Source organism: Gelidibacter japonicus (assembly GCF_010725055.1).
GTDB lineage: Bacteria > Bacteroidota > Bacteroidia > Flavobacteriales > Flavobacteriaceae > Gelidibacter > Gelidibacter japonicus.
In genome coordinates, this window is the sequence record NZ_BJKB01000012.1 from 1 (window position 1) to 18631 (window position 18631).

Annotated in this window: 14 protein-coding genes; 5 read left to right on the forward strand and 9 right to left on the reverse strand. The window is 37.5% G+C overall.

Annotated features, from left to right (window positions below):
- Positions 1–160: 160 nt before the first annotated feature.
- Positions 161–634 carry a ferritin-like domain-containing protein gene (locus G6N06_RS12665; protein WP_163517125.1) on the reverse strand — a complete coding sequence of 158 codons (474 nt, stop codon included), beginning with the start codon at positions 632–634 and terminating at the stop codon, positions 161–163.
- 359 nt (positions 635–993) lie between these two features.
- The gene (locus G6N06_RS12670) at positions 994–1455 is read right to left on the reverse strand and encodes a ferritin-like domain-containing protein (RefSeq protein WP_163517126.1); all 462 of its coding nucleotides are present in this window, start codon (positions 1453–1455) and stop codon (positions 994–996) included.
- Between the two features lie 730 nt (positions 1456–2185).
- Between G6N06_RS12670 and G6N06_RS12675 the strand changes: the two genes are divergently transcribed.
- Positions 2186–4075, forward strand: a complete 1890-nt coding sequence (locus G6N06_RS12675) for a T9SS type A sorting domain-containing protein (RefSeq protein WP_163517127.1) — start codon at positions 2186–2188, stop codon at positions 4073–4075.
- A gap of 296 nt (positions 4076–4371) precedes the next feature.
- Here the strand turns inward: G6N06_RS12675 and G6N06_RS12680 are convergent, their stop codons facing one another.
- The 6 genes from G6N06_RS12680 to G6N06_RS12705 all read right to left on the reverse strand — a co-directional run bounded on the left by G6N06_RS12680 (position 4372) and on the right by G6N06_RS12705 (position 12906).
- A complete protein-coding gene (locus tag G6N06_RS12680; RefSeq protein WP_163517128.1) occupies positions 4372–7596 on the reverse strand; it encodes a CHAT domain-containing protein in 3225 nt (1074 codons plus the stop codon).
- A 387-nt stretch (positions 7597–7983) separates the two neighbouring features.
- Positions 7984–8736, reverse strand: coding sequence for a tetratricopeptide repeat protein (locus tag G6N06_RS12685; RefSeq protein ID WP_163517129.1), 753 nt, complete (start codon positions 8734–8736; stop codon positions 7984–7986).
- A gap of 5 nt (positions 8737–8741) precedes the next feature.
- A complete protein-coding gene (locus tag G6N06_RS12690) occupies positions 8742–9332 on the reverse strand; it encodes an RNA polymerase sigma factor (RefSeq protein WP_163517130.1) in 591 nt (196 codons plus the stop codon).
- A gap of 86 nt (positions 9333–9418) precedes the next feature.
- The gene (locus G6N06_RS12695) at positions 9419–10069 is read right to left on the reverse strand and encodes a hypothetical protein (RefSeq protein ID WP_163517131.1); all 651 of its coding nucleotides are present in this window, start codon (positions 10067–10069) and stop codon (positions 9419–9421) included.
- Positions 10035–11669, reverse strand: a complete 1635-nt coding sequence (locus G6N06_RS12700) for a hypothetical protein (RefSeq protein WP_163517132.1) — start codon at positions 11667–11669, stop codon at positions 10035–10037. Before G6N06_RS12700 ends, G6N06_RS12695 begins: the two co-directional genes overlap by 35 nt.
- Positions 11670–11943: 274 nt before the next feature.
- A complete protein-coding gene (locus G6N06_RS12705) occupies positions 11944–12906 on the reverse strand; it encodes an NAD-dependent epimerase/dehydratase family protein (RefSeq protein WP_163517133.1) in 963 nt (320 codons plus the stop codon).
- Between the two features lie 336 nt (positions 12907–13242).
- On the opposite strand from G6N06_RS12705, the gene G6N06_RS12710 reads away from it, so the two are divergent.
- From G6N06_RS12710 to G6N06_RS12720, 3 genes are all read left to right on the forward strand, one after another.
- The gene (locus G6N06_RS12710; RefSeq protein WP_163517134.1) at positions 13243–13551 is read left to right on the forward strand and encodes a hypothetical protein; all 309 of its coding nucleotides are present in this window, start codon (positions 13243–13245) and stop codon (positions 13549–13551) included.
- Positions 13552–13618: 67 nt separating this feature from the next.
- Complete coding sequence (locus G6N06_RS12715; RefSeq protein ID WP_163517135.1) at positions 13619–13921, forward strand: hypothetical protein; 303 nt, start codon at positions 13619–13621, stop codon at positions 13919–13921.
- A gap of 118 nt (positions 13922–14039) precedes the next feature.
- Positions 14040–15386, forward strand: coding sequence for a sigma-54-dependent transcriptional regulator (locus G6N06_RS12720; protein WP_163517136.1), 1347 nt, complete (start codon positions 14040–14042; stop codon positions 15384–15386).
- On the opposite strand, the gene G6N06_RS12725 is transcribed toward G6N06_RS12720, so the two are convergent.
- Positions 15364–17802: an ATP-binding response regulator gene (locus G6N06_RS12725; RefSeq protein WP_163517137.1), complete on the reverse strand. Its 2439-nt coding sequence runs from the start codon at positions 17800–17802 to the stop codon at positions 15364–15366. The two genes, G6N06_RS12720 and G6N06_RS12725, sit on opposite strands and share 23 nt — an antisense overlap.
- Before the next feature lie 183 nt (positions 17803–17985).
- On the opposite strand from G6N06_RS12725, the gene G6N06_RS12730 reads away from it, so the two are divergent.
- Positions 17986–18507 (forward strand): hypothetical protein, encoded by a 522-nt coding sequence (locus tag G6N06_RS12730; RefSeq protein ID WP_163517138.1) that lies wholly within the window; start codon positions 17986–17988, stop codon positions 18505–18507.
- Positions 18508–18631 lie beyond the last annotated feature (124 nt).

The window sequence follows — 18631 nt, forward strand, 5'->3', positions numbered from 1 at the left end:
ATCATCATAACTTGGTGGTAAAAGACTTAACTGGTCTTGGTCATAGGTCTTAAAAACTATTTTTCTGCTCATTCTTAAAGTTAAGAATTTACTAGAAAAATTGCAAAAAAAAGACTGCCTTTTCAGACAGCCTCCTTCAATTTGAAATTACAATTTACAATTACGCAATATCTTCAAGCGTTTTTACGCGATTAAGCGTCCCTTGAATGTCTCTTAATTGCGACTGTAGGACGTTTTGAATTTTTGGCGCCAAGGTATGTTTTTTCATCACGTCTTCATATTCATCCACACTTGCTTTTTCTCCGCGGATCACTTCTTCCAACACAGCTTCATCGTCATTTCCAGCTACAGAGCTTTTAATGTCAATCCACGCACGGTGCAATGATCCGGTAATACTTCCGCTTTCTTTTGGTTCTTCGCCCAAGTCACGCAATTCCTTATCAATTGCTGTCGCGAACGTACTACGTTGCAATGCTTGCTGTTTTAAAAAGTTTTTCAACGCTGGATTTTTAGCATCCTGCATTGCTTTTTTATAACCTTTTTCGGCGTCGTAATTCTTTTCTATGATACCTTGTAAAACATTGACGGTATCTTTATGTGTTTGCTCTCTTGCTTCTTCTAATGAGGTTTTCATGATTCTATAATTTTTAAGTTCATCTCTAAATTACAATTATCAAACCTAAAATTGTCTTAAGGAAATCTTATTTAGGATAGGATTAACGTTGAGAATTGATTTTCTTAAAGAGTGTTAATACCTCTCTGATCACGTCCCTCCGGAAGACTGGGGTGAAGTAATTAATCAAAATTAAAGCAGATCATATTTTAGGGAATTGGTCATAATAATTCTTTTCAAAATCAGTAACGGCGACTATTTTTTATAAAAAAAGCCCGATACATGTCCTTTATATATGTACCTATTAGAAGCTTTTAAGCATAAAAAAACTTCCAATTTGGAAGTTGTAGCGTTTTAGACCTTAAAATGTTTAATTGGTATTAAAGCTGTTTTACTTCCTTTAGGGTGTTTTTGATCGATTTTAATTGAGATTGCAAAAGATTATGAGTTTCTGGTGCCAATAAATTATTTTTTAATGCCCCTTTGTACTCTTTAACTTTAGCTTTCTCTCCGCGAATTATTTCTTCAATAATAATGTCATCTGCATTGTCTGCTATGCGACTTTTAATATCAATCCAAGTACGATGTAAAGTTGCAGTCACACTGCCGTTTTCTATTGGCGTTTCACCTAAATTTCGAATTTCCTGATCAATTGCAGTGGTAAAGCTACTGCGCTCAAGTGCTTGTTGCTGCATAAAACTTTTTAATTCAGGATCCTGTATATCCATCATTGCTTTTCTGTAGCCTTTTCGCGCGTCATAGTTCTTTTCTATAATTGCTTGTAAAACGTCAATATTATTTTTATTTGTTTTTTGTCTAGCTCTTTCTAAAGTTGTTTTCACTATTAGTAGTTTTTGGGTTAAAGGATAACATAAGGATTTATATCCCAAATTCTCTTAAAAAATTCACATTTGGGAAAGGGTTAACGATTGTGTTTTTTAAAATAGTATAGTATTCGGGCAATTCGATTGAAAACAAGCACAATCAATGACGCGCTATGGTACCAGAGAAAAATGATGGAGATGTGCAGCTGTTGGCGGACAATGGATTGGACTCTGATTTCATGTTACTCTTTTATCTTACTTTGAAAACGATCTATGCAGAGCCGATTAATGCAAATCTTCCTTATACTCATACTGATTTCTATAAAAGCCACTTGAATTTGAGACTCTACTGTTTTTTTTAGGGAGATCTAAGGCCTTTGCTGTTTACTTATGCCTTAATCCCCAAGTTCTAAGTGCTAACAGCTTTTGGTAGTGATCAGGTAATTGTTCGATAATGCGCTATAACCGTTGCGATTTTTTAGTTAAAACTGAAATTTATTCAAAAATACCTGCTGACATTTCCATAGTTGATCGATGCCCTAAAAGTAAACCTCAAAATGCTATTGATCAGCTTGGGAAATTTAGGGTTTATTTAAGGGAAAAGGTTGCCAGAAATGGCAGCCTTTTGATTTTTAATCTGGCTATATTGTACCGTCTATATTGGTTTTCTACCAAGCACGTTATATTTTTTATAAAAGCCGCTCACATTTTAAAACCTTTCCGATGTACCAATATAAAACAATATGTCATGAAACAAATTTTACTTTTTATTTCGATTTTAGGCTTTTCTTTTGGTTCAATCCAAGCACAAATTCAATGGACAGGCGGAGGTGATGGCTATTCTTGGGAACAAGCTGCAAACTGGGATGGTGGCGTACCAACTGCCGGATCCCATGTCATTATTGAGGTCAACGGGTCAACCGAATTTATTCAAATTAATGAACCAGTACCAGAGTTGGGATCTTTACAGCTTTTGGGTTTTGCTCATTTAACGTTATCACCCAATAACGAAGAGTTGATTATTTCTGGCGACCTTACAATAGATTATGACGCTACTCTCAGAGTTTCTATTTACGATTTGAATAGATACTCAAAAGTGGTCGTGGGTGGTAAATACTATATAAGCGGAAGGGTGGATTTGAGTTTTACGCTTTATGTACCGCAAATAGGAAATAGTTTCAAAGTTGTTGAAGGATCGTTTGGTGCCTGTGATATAAGTACTACATATACTTATTTTGGACGTAACTTTGGGTTTGATATCATATTAGGGGTGCAATGCCAAACCGATGGAATATTGCAAACAGTGTCAGATATCCACTATACAACTGCTAAAATATGGGATGGTGAAGCAGGGGATGATATGTGGACCACGGCCGCCAATTGGAGTCCTAACGGCGTCCCAACAGCCGATGATAGAGTCATAATTAACTTGCCCTCTGGAGGGTATTGCAAAACTGGCGCTTCTGGCCTGATTGAAGTGTATTCTTTGTCCATTGGTGATAACAACACCTTGGCTATTAATGGCGATCTTAAGGTCTTCCTTCGTATCAATAATAATGCTGCAGGTACTATCGATTGGAACGGGGGCGCTATTTCAAGAAAAAATGCAGATGCACCGTATTCTTGGTTTGATAATTACGGTACAATCAATATCAACAGCCCTCAAATTAAAGCGATCGAGAATACCATGTGGATCACCAATTATGGTACTATAGAATTCAATCAGGGTACGCTGAATATCAACAATGGAGGGCTACAGAATTCTAAAGGTTCAGTATTTAATATCAATGATGACAATATTACTATCGGATATATAGGAGCAGGCAGGCATCGGTTCAACAACTCTTTTGGTGCCATCATCAGAAAAACAAACGGATCGGGTGTTTCTTCCATTAACTTAGATGAGTTTGCAAATTATGACAGTACTATTGAAAGCCATCAAGGTACTTTGGCGTTTGGAGAAACTTTAAATGGTACGGGCGGAACTCTAACGGGGAGTGGCAGTTTCCAGTTGCCACCGGGACATATTTTAAATGGAAATTTAAACCCAGGCAATTCTCCGGGTATATTGTCCTTTGTAGGGGATGTAACAGCTGGATCCGGTGCAGTTTTCAATATAGAAATTGATGGACCAAGCGCTGGAACAGAATACGATCAAATTATCATCAGTAATGAAGCCGTTTTGGATGGAATTCTAAACCCCATTTTAGGCTATCTGCCCGATGATGATGCCAGCTTCGTAATCGTGACTGCAACAACCTTAACTTCATGTAATTTTCCATCGCAAATCACTAGAAGTTTTGAAGGTACAGAATTCACATTTGATGTGGTCTGTCAAGACAACAAGTTATATTTAAATGGTCCGATGGCTACCTTGAATACACCGGAAATGGATAAACATTCTGTTGCGATATATCCCAATCCGGTAAATGATATTCTCTATATTAAACTTGGTGCCGTTATAGATGGAAATTGGCAATTACTTAATTCTGTTGGGCAAATGGTGAAAGAAGGGCTAATTAAAGGTAAGGACTTATCGATTGATTTGAATGAAGTTGCTCTTGGTTGGTATGTGCTGAAACTTCGTGACGAGAACTCTAATCTTAGGTTGCATAAGAAAATTCTTGTTTCTAATTGAAATTAAGTCAAGCTCTCTAAAAGAGGTTTACATCGTATAGGGTTGAGGCAATTGATTGAGCATTCGAGTATTTTTAAAGTGAGCATTGTCAAACGCATTATCAAAGAATATAATATTGAATTAGTTTTTGTTTTTTAGTTTTTTCCAAAAAGGCCATCAATTCCGGTTGGTGGCTTTTTTATGCTGACAATTCTTGAATTTTCCGATGACCCTATAATAAGCCAAACACTGTTAATTCAGGGGATTGTTTTTTGGTTTATTCTAATTTGAGAGTCATTAGAAATAATGGCTCTTATTTATGTTTTCCGATGTCTTCTTAAAAAGACAATAGTAATGACGATACACAAGCCGCCCAGGATCCAATAGATGGGGTTTGCAGAGGATTGTAAGTCAATAGGGCTCGTATCACCAATAAGAACCAATCCCGCCCAATATTGAGGATGTGCTGTACGTCCTTCGGCAGTAGAAATATAATCGAGCTTAGCTTGTTGTAAAGCTTTGTCTTTGGTCCAACCTTTTTTGAGATAATTATAAAATGACTCAATAATCTTGGCACTCGATTGTTCATCTATTTTCCAAAGACTCGTCAATATGCTCTCGCTTCCTGCATAATTGAAGGCGTGTGCCAAGGAGATCATGCCTTCCCCAGCTTGATAACTTGGTTTTCCGGTTTCGCAAGCCGTTAAAATGGCAAGGTTGGATTCTAAATCAGTATCGTAAATTTCGTAACTATAGAGCGAATTATCCTCAGCATTTAAACTGTCCAGTGATTTAGCAAATACCAATCTCGAAAGCTCGGGCGACAGGTTGTTGGATTCGGCATGGGTGCCGATATAGATGATTTTATGGTTCTTTGCGTGTTCTGTAAAACTGCGTTTCGAAGCCATGTCATTCACAAAATATGTTCCATTGAATTCTTTTGAATATTTCTTGGCTAAATTGATACTGAAGGGTTGTGGCAATAGGGTCAAATAGCTATGATCTAAAGTCAACGAATCAGAAATGGCTTTTTTGTAGTTTCTTTTCATGGTATCGTTGAACTCTGGTGCGAACGCCACGAAATTGTTTTCAAATGAATTAGCTTGCTGATTTTTATTTAATAAAAGTAAACTATAGTTGTATGAGATGATGTGTTTTGATAACAAACTTTTGGTTGCAAGATCTTTCGGTTTTATTATTTTTGAGGGAGTCAAGCTTTCAAAGCTTAAATTGAATAGTACAGCATCAGGAACTATAATAACGTGCTTATTGGTCATTTTTGTTTCGAATGGAAACCAAAGTTGTGCATAAAGTTTTGAAAGTAAATCAGCGGTTTTTGAGAATTTGTGATTATTTTCACCTAAATCGGCAATATGCTGCTCTATTCCTTCAGAATTTAACTTAAATAACTGGATGTCATTTTTATCGGCAACAAATGCATATAGCACGGTGTCAACATATAGATAACGGACTACCGTAGTGTTGGCTGGTATGTTCTTTTGAAGCTCATTAAGAGGTTCTTCAATAGTAGCATAGCGCATTTTATAATATTTTGGGTGATGTTGCTTCAAAGAATCCAAAAAGTGTTTCCAATCTGAATTTGAATCAAAAAAAGCGGTCATGTTTTCGCTGTCCTCAAGTGAACTCGCCATGGTATTTTTAAGTTGAATTTCACGTTGCAGGGTGCTTTTAGGAACATCACTGAAAGCGATATTGTTGCGAAGGTTCAGACGTGAACGGATTCTATTATAGATTCCGGATTCGTGCAATTTCATCATCTGATTCAAATACCTTGGATTCTTTGTAACATCAAATAATTTTAAATTCAGTTCAATTGCCAAGGAAGAAATCGATTGGTAGTTTGATACTAAAACATTGATGTCTTCGTATTTGTAAAGGGTGGTTTTACGTCGCTCCAATATATCCGTAGCTTTATCCAAACTGTTGAGCTGTTCCTGTAGAAATACGGTATCCATTTGATGCTTTAACTTGTATTCTGCCTGAGCTTTTAAAAGAATCAATTGGGGTTTGTGAAACTCAATCTGGATAGAATCGGCTCTATGGGAACGCTCATTCAAAAAATCATCGGCTTTTTGCACCCATTGTAGAGCTTTGACATAATTGTGGATCTTATAATTGACCTGCGCCAAATTCAACAACTGTTTGAATTCAGAAAAATTATCATCTCCGCCATGCTTTATAACATATTGATAGGCGTCTGTGGCAAAGGCAACTGCTTTTTCGGCTTCGCCGTTATCCGCTAAGAAGTAGGATTTATTTCGCAAAAAATTTAAAAACTCATTATCGTAAACGTTATCCAATGCTTTCTTGAAAAGAGGTTCACTCTCTGAATAATACTGAGCGGCCAAAGCGGTATTGTTTTTAGCACTATAAGCCTCGGCCAAGCCGTGTAATCCGGCAGCTTTCCAATACGGGTTGTCATCTTCAATACGGTTTAATTGATCCAGTCCCAAAGTGAGGCTCTCGATGGCCTTATCATATTCACGGAGTGAAATTTGCGATTGTCCAATTTGAATCCACGACGAGCCTAAACTGGAGTCATTGGTCTCTACAAGTTTTTTCCTTTTGTTAAAGGCATATATGAGAACGTCATTTGCTTTTTTCAAATCACCTTGCTCATTATAAAAAACAGCTAAATTCGAAATTGCCCGCGCCTGAAATCGTTTGGCCTTGGAGACGACATTCTCGTCTGTATAGTTCTGGATGACCTTTTCATAATTGGTGATGACGTCATTTTGAATGGTGACCGCTTCCGCTAAATCACCTTGTGAATATTCCAATAAAGATAGATTGGACTTAATAACAGTTGCCAAATATGAATTATATAAGGGATTCCCTTCGGCAATTTCAATGGTCTTCAATGCTTTTGTGTAAAAATATTTGGCACTGTCCAATTTTGTTGACATCCACATTGTTGCGCCTACGGCATTATAACCATCTGAAAGTTGGCCTTTGTCAGTTGCTTTGTACGATTCAAAGTTTTTTAGAGCACGTTTAAAATAAGTTTCAGCTTCACTGATATTGCCTAAGGCAAGTAAGGTGGCGCCAACATTATATTCCACCTTACCAACCTCTTCTGGAGTAGCGTCCTTCACTTTCTGAATGGCGGTATATGCTGATTTGGTCAATTCCAACGATTTTGCATTATGGCCTATTTCATCATAAAAGTTGGACAGGCTTAGGAGCGATTTATAATGGGTCCTTTGATTATTGGTGGTTAAGAATATGGTGTTTAAAAATGCATCAGCCTTGACAGAGGCAACTGTTGAATTGGATTTTTGCAGTTCGATTTTACCCACATAATAGGGGTATTTATGCAAAGAATCGTTGAGGTTTTTATTTTGTAAATAGGTTATTTGAGCCTTTAATGACGAATCTGCTTTTTGAATTCGCTTGTTCAACATGAACGAATCAATAATCTTGGTATTTAGGAGATCCTTTTCTTGAGCTAAAGATGACGATTGTATGAAAAAAAGTGCCAAAAATAAGGCATAGTTGACATAGCATAATAAGTCCCTCATAATCAGGCTGGAGTTATTAGAATGAAGTTTAAATAGAGGTTTTTGCTATAATCAGAATTAAATATACTAAAATTTAGAGTCATTTCTGCTTTTTAATCTTTTCTATTGTCAATCATAAACGATCTGACAAGTAAAATCTAGCTGAATTTATAGGAATATGGATAGCGAAACCTCTATTTGAATTGGAGTGTAGTCTCATGTGCCATGAAGAGCTGCCAATAGCCGGAATCAGGTTTAATACCTTCTTATTCGTTAGCTTGGACGAATTTAATCGGGTTAAACATCTTGTCTTTTCAAAATTTTTGAAACAAGACCATCTAAGAGTTTTTAGCTATTGATTTTGGGAGTTGGCGGTAAGAAGCCAGAATAGACGAATAAAACAACGGGTTATTTATAACTTGAAACACCATCTTGTAAGTCCTTTAATAGGTCATTGCTTTTCTCAGAGCCGCTTTTTTTAAATTCCCGGATGGCTTCTTCTTTTCTATCCGATTTTAAATAGGCCATTCCCAAATAATAATGAGCGTCTTCTAAAAATACACTTTCTGTGTTATATATGGTTTTATTCAAAAAAGGAATGGCTTTATCTGCATTTTTATCTGCCAAATAAGCTACGCCCAAAAAGTAATTGATAGTGTCGTTCTCTGGAGTTTTGACTGCTAATTTCTGCCATTTTGAAATGGCAGTTTTATAATCGCCTTGTTTGTAGTTGACCATGGCATCATAAAAGACGAAACTGTCTGAAGAACTCATCGTAGTAGGCAGTCCGGGATCTGGTCTGAAGTGCTGGTTGAAGAGCTTCTCATTAGATGAACCGCTGAACATCCAAAATATGCCTAGCGCTATGATGATACCTGCGGCTATGGCTATTTTGCTGAAACTTAAAAAACGAACTTTTGTTGTACTCTTCTCAACCGGACGATTTTCAGGAATATCTTTATGAAACTCATCGAGTCGTTCTTTTAAAGCTTGTGTTTCTATGCTTAAAAGGGTCATTCTAATGTCTTCTACCAAAGCTTTGAAATCAATGTCCTTTAGTTGATTTTCAAAGGATATGCGTTCTTCTGGCGTCATTGATCCGTTATCATAACGTTCAACCGCTTCAAGTAATTCTGGGGTAAAGTTGCTATTATTTTTCAATTTTCTTATTTTTTCGAGGCTAATGCCAACTGACGAAGTTTTTCCATACATCTGTATTTTTTCGTCCTTACACTATTTTCCTCAATCTTTAATTTATCTGCTATGTCACGTAGGGAGGCTTTGTCAAAATAAAAGGCAGTCAATAATTCTTTACATGGTGCACCGAGATTTTTAAAAGCTTCCATGGTTTGTTCTAATCTCTTTCTGTAAAACTCTTGTTCCTCATTTTTTTCATGGCCATTTTGATCAATGTTCTTATCTAAAACATTAAGCTCATGTTGAATCGTTTTCGTTTTTTTAAAACTTGGTGATCGTAAAATATCCATCCATTTGTTTTTAGCTATCTGATACAAATACCCTTGTAAGGCGGTTTCGTTCTCAGGAATAAATTGATCGTTCTTTACGTTTTTCCAAACAGCAATAAATGCATCTTGATAAACATCTTTTGCGTGTTCCTTGGATCCATTGTTTTTTAGGACTAAAGCTTCAATTTTATAATAATTGGCAGTGTAAAGTTGCTTTAGAACTACGGAGTTGTTGGCCTTGATGGCGTCGAGAAGTTGAAGTTGTGAATCGATATTGTAAACGTGTTCCATAAATTATAGCAAAACACGAGGAATATACAATATATTCAATTTACTTCAAACAGCATGTCCACCAAATGAGGTATTTACACGACCAATTACTTTTGCGCCAAGTTCTTTACTAACCACGCTCCACCCATAACCAAAAAAAGGATTCCTGCCCAAAGCATGATGTTAAAGCCTGCCGTGGAGTTCTTCATTTGAAATTTGAAAATACTCTTCCCAAAAGCATCCTTTTCTACCGTAATATTTCTTGCCTCTTCTGGAAATTCAATGGTGAAGGTTTGTTGAACTGTTCCTCCAAATTCCGGTGGGCTACTTACCAACATATATTTGTGGCTCGTAATTTCGGTTAGATTTGCGTTTTTTTGGTCGGTCTCCAAAATCCAATTACCTCTTTTATCGACCTTACAAGCGCCATATGCGTTTAATGATAGCACAAAGCTACGTTCCATGTCATTTTTCTCAAGGTTGAAATCATCAAGGAAATACGCCGGCATTGAACGCTGTGCCTCACGTTTTAATGCCGCGGGGTTATTGCCCAAGCTTTGTAGCCACATTTGCCATTGTTGGCCATTCATGGTCATGGATATTGTCAGTTTGGAATTGCCGACGGCATCTAATTTCATATCTATTTTTTGCTGAGATTGGCTATGGACATTCATGAAGGCCATAACAATAAAGACTGTGAATAAAAATTTTAGAGTTTTCATATTATCTGATGCTATTAAAAATTCTGTTGATCTCATTTGTTTTCTGATTATAGGCGTAATCTGGCGCGCCAACGGCTACAATCCTGATGCCGCCATTTGCTCGCAATGCCTTTCCTACCCAATTAAAAGTACCATTGTTAGAATAAGTTTGTCCGGCAATGGTGCTGCCGTTAATTTGATATTGACTACTCATGCCATAATTACTAAAATACTGTTCAATGGTACTCATGGCCTGTTGTGCACTACCAACGGGAATATCATATATGGAAACCGTAGTCAATTGGTCCGGTGCCATCACTTGAGCTGTTAAAATAGGCATCTCCGGAAGCGGTTTCATGTAGGTCTGCCATCCGTTGGGAATCGTGAAAGAAAGCGCACTTGTTCTAATATTATCATCAGGAATTACAATAGTGTTATTGCCTGGACCTCGTGTATCGGGTTGTTGGTTAGGATTATTATCGACAGGTGTTCCTCCAGACCATAAAGCGACGACTTGATCTACCTTTCCTCTTAAAAACTGATCGTCTCTTAAGTCCATAGCTGTTGCCCCATCTTGATTTACGGCATGAATATCCACCAGCGTGTACCTAGGATCCCCATTCTGGGCAGCTTTAAAAAACTCAGCCAATTGTTCTGATCCTTTTTTGAAAGCGGCTTCTGCATCCAATATTCCTCCCAGCCCTTCTCCGTTGATTCCCGTGGCTTCAATTGCGTAATATTGCCCTTGCATTTTAAATCCTGGATAAGCATGTCCTGGAATTAAATAAATAATAGGATCTACTCCAGCAGCCGATAACACACTGGCATAAAGACAACTCAATTCAATGCACAAACCCGTATTTCCTGTGATGACTTCACGCGGTAATCGCACTTGTTGTACAATGGACTGTACATCTTCAGTAGACTGTGGAATACCTTTGGTACCACTATAGACCATATGCGATTTCCGTGTGCCTTCATAAATACTAGCTAACAAGCGTATGCCATCTTCTGGTTTATTGCTTACAGAAGCATTTTCACCTTTCATGAGCTTTTCTTGAAGGTTTTGAGTGTAATATTTGACTATGGGATCATTTGGTGTGACAAAGCAGGCAATCAAGGCATCATTGTCAAACATATCTGACCACGTGCTGATTTCGTCTCTTTTTATCCCAGTATAAACGTATTCGTTTCTATTGGTCAGTTTAAAGGAAAATTCTTCTTCTACGGTATCATCTTTGGTGGCACCATCCCAAGAAATATGTATTTGAGCTTTTTCTACCGATTCTGTTGTCTTTTCGGTTATCTTATCTTCAAACTTAGGATAACATGGCACTACCAATGTTTGTCCTGGAAACATTTCTCCAGAAACGGTCAATTCCGTCCAATCTATATATCCTGGAATTTGATATTTGACCGTGACATCTTCCAAGGTGCGGTTGGTGTTATTGGTGATTTTTGCTTTGAAAAGATAATATTTGCCATTTAAAGCCTGCGGATTGGCATATACCCGATGGGCTGCTGGCATAATAAAATCTGCTTTTTCAATCGTCACATCAAGATCTCCGGATCTAAAGAGATCATTGATAAAAAAGCTGCCAATGATAAGCAGTGCGCCTATGGAGGCAAGAATGATGGGTGTTAACTTAGATTTCATGAGACATTTATTTTATGAGATTTATACCCTGTTTACAGGTACATCTTCTAATTATTAAAATGTCATCACTTTTTTGAAAAAAAAAAATCGAAGTTATGAGTTCCGGCCATTGCTAAGACTGCGGACAGGGAGTCAGAGTCGTAATTTTAGGATTTATCAAGAGTTGAATAGACTCAAAGAATTAGGTTTCATTAAAAATTCTCAGGTTCCCCTCCCAATTCTCAATGACATATAATAACTCTCAATTCTAAAGTCTCGTCTCTCACCACTCCTTTCACTTCTCGGTGGTAGCGTACTTTTTGCCTAATTGCGTCAACATTTCTTGACTCATTTTTTTGAGATCAAACTTGTGCTTCCAATTCCAATCGGTTCTGGCAACGCTGTCATCAATTGATTTTGGCCAAGAATCGGCAATTTGTTGTCTAAAGTCGGGATTGTAGGTGATGATAAAATCCTTGACATGATTCTGGATTTCGGCGGCAATATCCTTAGGTGTAAAGCTCATTGCTGCCAAATTATAGGAAGATCTTATGGACAATTGATTGGCCGGAGCGTCCATGATTTGAATGGTAGCATCAATGGCATCATCCATAAACATCATGGGCAATTCCGTATCCTCTGAAAGGAAACTTGAATAATGCCCATCGGTGATGGCTCTGTGGTAAATTTCTACGGCATAATCGGTCGTACCGCCACCTGGTGGTGTTTTCCAACTGATAATTCCGGGATAGCGTAAACTTCGTACGTCAACGCCATACTTGTCAAAATAATATTCGCACCAACGTTCGCCTACTTGTTTGGTAATTCCGTAAACGGTTGTTGGGGCCATAACGGTATGTTGGGGTGTGTCATGTTTGGGCGTTGTTGGACCAAATACCGCAATGCTGGAAGGCCAAAATATTTTCTCTATAAATTTAGCTTTTGCAAGATTCAACACATGAAACAAAGAGTCCATATTCAGATTCCAAGCTTTCATTGGGTACTTTTCTCCCGTGGCACTTAACATGGCCGCCATTAAATAAATAGTGGTTATCTTATATTTTTCCACACAATGTAAAATGGAACCATAATCTTGGGCATCGACAATTTCAAAAATACCTGAATTGACTACATCAAGATTGTTATAACCAATGTCAGATGCAATGACATTTTCATCACCATGAATACTGCGTAACTTGAAAGTTAATTCTGAGCCAATTTGACCACAAGCTCCAATAATGAGAATCTTTTGAGACATTGTTGTATGATTTTAATGCAAAAGTACAAAGTTTTTTCAGGAAGAATGAACTGTTTTCTGGAATGAATTTCTCTTTTTAGAATTTCAGGAAAAAACAAAACTGGGGCTGCTAACATGATTACGGTATAAACTGTATAGAATTTACACGATCTGTGGACCCAATGCCCACGAATTACACATATTATACAAATTTAAAAACGCACATTATTTCCGTAATCATCTGATATATAGCAAAATAACACTGAAGCTTACTCCAATGTTTTCAATGGCATGTTTATTTCTTATTAGAATAATAGCACAACAGAATAACAAATAACCTTTTAAATTTTAAACATTATGAAAAAGATAGTTTTAACAGTAGCCATTGTATTAGGAGGATTATCAACTTATGCAACTTCAGGGTTTGCAATGAATCCATCACCTCAATTTGAGCTGGTAGCACAAGAAGAGTATAAAGAGATCAAAGCTGAATCGCTTCCACAAGCGGTGAAGGATGCATTGGCAAAAGATTACCCTACGGCCACTCTCAAAAAGGCTTATGTCAATGAGAAGCAAGAGTTAGAGTACAAGTTGGAGATCACAGTTGGCGAAGAAGAGCTTACGGTTTATGCTGATAAGGACGGCAATTGGATTGAAAAGCAATAAGGTTGATCTTATTACCCGAATACTTCACATTTAAATAGTAAAGAAAATTTTTAAAAAATTAAATATTATGAAAAAGATAGTTTTAACAGTAGCAATCGTTTTAGGAGGATTATCAACTTATGCAACTCCTGCATTTCCTATGGACCAAACAGAAAAATTCGAACTGGTTGCTCAGGAAGAATTTAAAGAGATCAAAGCAGAAACGCTTCCACAAGCAGTGAAAGATGCTTTGGCAAAGGATTTTCAGACCGCCACTCTAAATAAAGCTTATGTAAATGATAAGCAAGAATACAAATTGGAAATTACTATTGATGGAGCGGCATCAACAGTATATGCTGACAAGGATGGAAACTGGATTGAAAAAGAATAAAGGTTTCATCTCTTATTTAAGCAGAAAAAGGACGTTTTTAAGGAAGCGTCCTTTTTTTATGTTTTTTTTAAAGGGTTTACTAAGTTTAACTTGATATTTTTGTAAAAACGAATAAACTATGAGTGCCATTCTTTTGGTTGAAGATGATGTGAGTTTTTCTGAGATGTTACGGCGTTTTTTGGAGCGGCACCATCATTCGGTGTCGTTGTCATATACGCTTGAAGATGCCAAAATCAAGGTCAATAAATCGTCTTTCGATTTAGTTTTTGCCGATCTCAGGCTTCCTGATGGCGATGGGATTGCTTTGTTGAACCATATCAAAACAAAGGATGCCTCTGTCCCTGTAGTGCTGATGACGGGTTATGCCGAAGTATCCACAGCCGTGAAGGCCATGAAGGAAGGTGCTTTTGACTATATTTCCAAACCTTTTAATCCTGAAGAGGTCTTGCAAGTGGTTAAAAACGCACTGAAGGAGAAGCAGGATATAAAAAAGCCGAAAGAAGAAGCAGATACAATATCAAAACCTCCAACTACAGCTGCATCTGGATTCGTAACTGGTATAAGTGCCGCCTCAAAGGTATTGTATGATCATATCAATCTTGTAGCACCTACAAGTATGTCGGTTTTGATTTCTGGCGAAAGTGGTACGGGCAAAGAGGTAGTCGCCAAAGCCATTCATTTAAAAAGCTCGAGAAAAAACAAACCCTTTATTGCGGTTGATTGTGGCGCTATTCCAAAAGAGATTGCTTCCAGTGAGTTTTTTGGACATAAGAAGGGCTCTTTTACCGGAGCTATTAACGATAAGATTGGACATTTTGAAGCTGCCAATCACGGAACACTTTTTTTGGATGAAGTCGGGAATTTATCTTATGAGAATCAGATACAATTATTGCGGGCCCTCCAAGAAAGAAGGATCAAGCCGATAGGAAGTAATGACGAAATTGAAGTAGACATCCGATTGTTGACCGCAACTAACGAAGATTTATTGAAAGCTGTTGAGGACGGCGATTTCAGGGAAGATCTCTATCACAGGCTCAACGAATTCTTTATAAAAGTTCCCAATTTGCAAGAACGCCGAGATGATTTGATTCTTTATGCGGATTTCTTTTTGGAGAACGCCAATCAGCAATTGAACAAATCCATCATCGGATTCTCGTCGGAGGTCTTGAAAATATTCCAAAGTTATACGTGGCCAGGTAATTTGCGTGAACTTTCCAATGTTATCAAACGTGCTACTTTGCTAACTACTGGAGAGGTGATACAAAAAGAGGTATTGCCTCCTGAATTGTCTGCTGCGCCCTCAAAAGATGCGGAACCACCTTCATTTTCGGTCAAATCGAACGAAAAAGATCTGATCATCAAAGTTCTTCAAGAGGCCAACAACAATAAAACCAAAGCAGCTAAACTTCTCAATTTTTCAAGAAAAACCCTCTATAACAAACTTAAGGAGTATAATCTGGAGTAATGTACGCCTGCATGTTTTCGTAAAAAGCTTTGAGCTCCGTCTCCAAAGCGTCCAAAACTGCACTGTCCACAGCTGTTGCATGTTCCAAAACTTCTAAATGTGGTACCACTGAAGTGGCATTTAATTGCTTGAACATGGTCAGCATTCGGTGGCTCAAATCATTAATGGTTTTGAGGTCGTTTTGTTCTTGTGCCAACTTTAATTCGGTCATATGTTTTTTGGTATCGCTTAAAAATAGTTCCAACAGCGATTTAAGAGCATCCTCATCATGGTTTAAGAATCCAGCAATGGAATGCGTATCAAAATAATCAGAGCGAAAAGAAGTTTTTTTATTTTTGTCTTCCAGCTTTGTAATCCTTTCAGGAAACAATTCACTTAAAATATCAAACCAGATGTGGGTTTCAAATGGTTTGTAAACCACTTTAGAAAATCCGCTTTCTATATAGTCTTCGGTATTGATATCCATTCTCCCAGTCATTGCAATAATGGGTTGTTGCTTATAGAATGGCAATTTTTTGACGGTTTCCATAAAATGGAAGCCATTCATTTTTGGCAATTGAATGTCCGTTATGATCAGATCATAGGAGAGGCTTTCTAAAGCCGCAAGTGCTGCCTTGGCATCTTCAAAAGTGTAGCTAGTAACTTGGTGTTGTTCTAAAATATCGGCGATGAGTTGGCGTAGTGACGGGTCATCATCCACAACAACAGCCTTTAATTTAAAACTGGAGTTTTCGGAGATAATAGGTTTGACGTCCAAATCCTGATAGGACAGCTTAACGGGAAATGAAATTTCAAAAGTGCTTCCTTCTCCTGGAATACTGTTCAATGTCAATGAACCTTTTAACAGATTCATTAATTTTTTTGAAATGGCCAGGCCTAAGCCAAATCCAGAGTGCTTGGCATTACTGGTTTGGTTGACTTGGGTAAAAGCATTAAAAATATCTTTTTGTTTTTCTTTACTAATGCCAATTCCAGTATCAGCAATGGTGATGGAAACCTTGTAACTGCTATTCGATGAGTGTAGTTTTGTCGTGATGCTGATACTGCCCTCCTCGGTAAACTTATAAGCATTGCCAATAAGGTTGTAGAGCACTTGTTTGATTCTGAATGGATCGGAAACAATAGTGATATCAAGGGCTGGATCATGTTTTATGAGGAGAGCAATAGGCTTATCGGCATAGATAGCTTTGATATTTGTACTGGTTTCATCCAAGACAGTTTTTAGGTTAAACGGAATGCTTTCGATGGTAATATGACCATCTTCCAATTTTGAAAATTCCAGAAGATCATCTACCAATTGGCTCATATAGGCAGAGGCGCTTTTGATATGATCCAAATAGTTGTCTTCTTTGGCGTTTTGTGCGGTTTTTTGAAGCAGCTCACTATATCCGGAAATGGTACTCAGTGGCGACCTTAAATCGTGACTTACCATATTGATCAGTTGTTCCCTACTTTTTAGAAGGGAATTGGTATAGGCATTAGATTTTTCAAGCTCCTCCCGATAGCGTTGGCTTTTCCAAAAGTCATTTAAAATAACTATCGAAAAGACCACCATTAATATAAAACTGACTATGGCGGCCATATAAATAATGCTGGTACCGCGATCTAATGCTTTCTGGCGTTGAGCAATAATACTTTGGGACGATGCCACCATCTCACGTTCTAATGTGCGGAGTAAGTTGCGTAATTGTCGGGAGGTGTTTAAATCATTTTCAACCAGTTCGCGCTCTTTAAGCATTAACGACTGTCGTTGTGCAGCGACTTCTTGCTGAATTTTCTGAAGCATGTTCCGGGAGGTGGTCACAATGGAATCAATTTGTTTTTGATCGACCTTGCTTACGGAATCCTTTGCTTTAGATTCATTTGAGAATTGAATAAAACCCTCTAAGACTTCTTTTACTTTCGGATTGATTTCGGTCGGATTTTCCACATAGTCTTCTAAGGTTAACTTTCCTAAAATAGGATCTATGCTCTTCAGTTTGGCGATGGTCTGTTCAATTGATTTTTCAGAGTTGTTATTGTCCTTAAGACGGCGCAATTCGTTTAAGTCGCGCTGTTTCTTGTCAAATATCACCTTGACACTGTCCAGCAAGGCTTTTTGATAATCGTTATTGACCAGAACGCGCAAGGTATCGATAGTGGTAATCAGACTGTCGTTTTGCGAAATATAGGCATTGAATTTTTCGGTAGTATTAAGCTGCAGTGCTGCACGGGCGAGGCTTTCATTTTCATATATATCGGCCACCAAGCCACTTATTTTGATGAGCTTATGGCGTTCCTTCAAATCGTCCGTTTGGGTAGCGGTAAAATTTCCCAATTCAGAAAAGACCAGCCATCCGGAAATTGCCGCTAAGACCCCTAGAGCGATATATCCGAAAAGGACCTTAAAAGTGATTTTTCTGTTAGATGATCTCATAAACATATTGAAACGGTAAAGCAAGATAAAAAATGTCCGTCAAAGCTGATGCCATTAAACAGTTATATGTTTAAAAAATAAATATTCAAGTTTGACCAATAATTAAAATGCCAATAAAAGGAGATAAGTTTAGTTTAATTACCTTTGGTCTTTAATCATGTATTTTCAAATTTTCCTTGTTTTATGAAACAGCTTTTGTTAGTAGCAATTTTAATCTTTATGGGTTGTAAATCTGAGCCAAAGACAGATGAAATAACTGCTGAAAATCAGGAAGAATCTTATGTTATTACCGCAGAGGATATTGCAAAATTAGATTATACCGATTATATATTAAGTCCAGATAGCCATCAGGCCATTTTGGATTGGCAAAAATTTCAAGACTTACAGGCGCAGATAGAGCTTGTGAAAACCGGAGACCTATCTTTTTTTAAGGTTGAGAAAAAAATTATGGAAGAGTTCATTGTGGAGCTGAAAATTCAACAGCCTCCCAATGTTATAACACCAGCAATACGATCGCGAATGACCGTTTTGGAGACCAGTATACTAAGACTGCAGGACCTTGTCAATCTTGATAATATTAAGAAAAAAGATCTTTTGGAGAGCATTAAAGAATTGCTTGTGGCCAATGTGAACCTTATCCTTCAAATAAACAAAAAGTTTGAAAAGGAGGCACAGCAGATTGAGCTTCCCGTTAAAACGAATTAGCCGATGATTTGTTTTTATGGGGATTAGTGGTGAGTGGTGAGAGATGAGATGGGTGTTAGATGTTGAAGATAATTTAGATTTTTGTCCAGAGAAGTTTTGAATATATTGAATACAGAATGTTGAA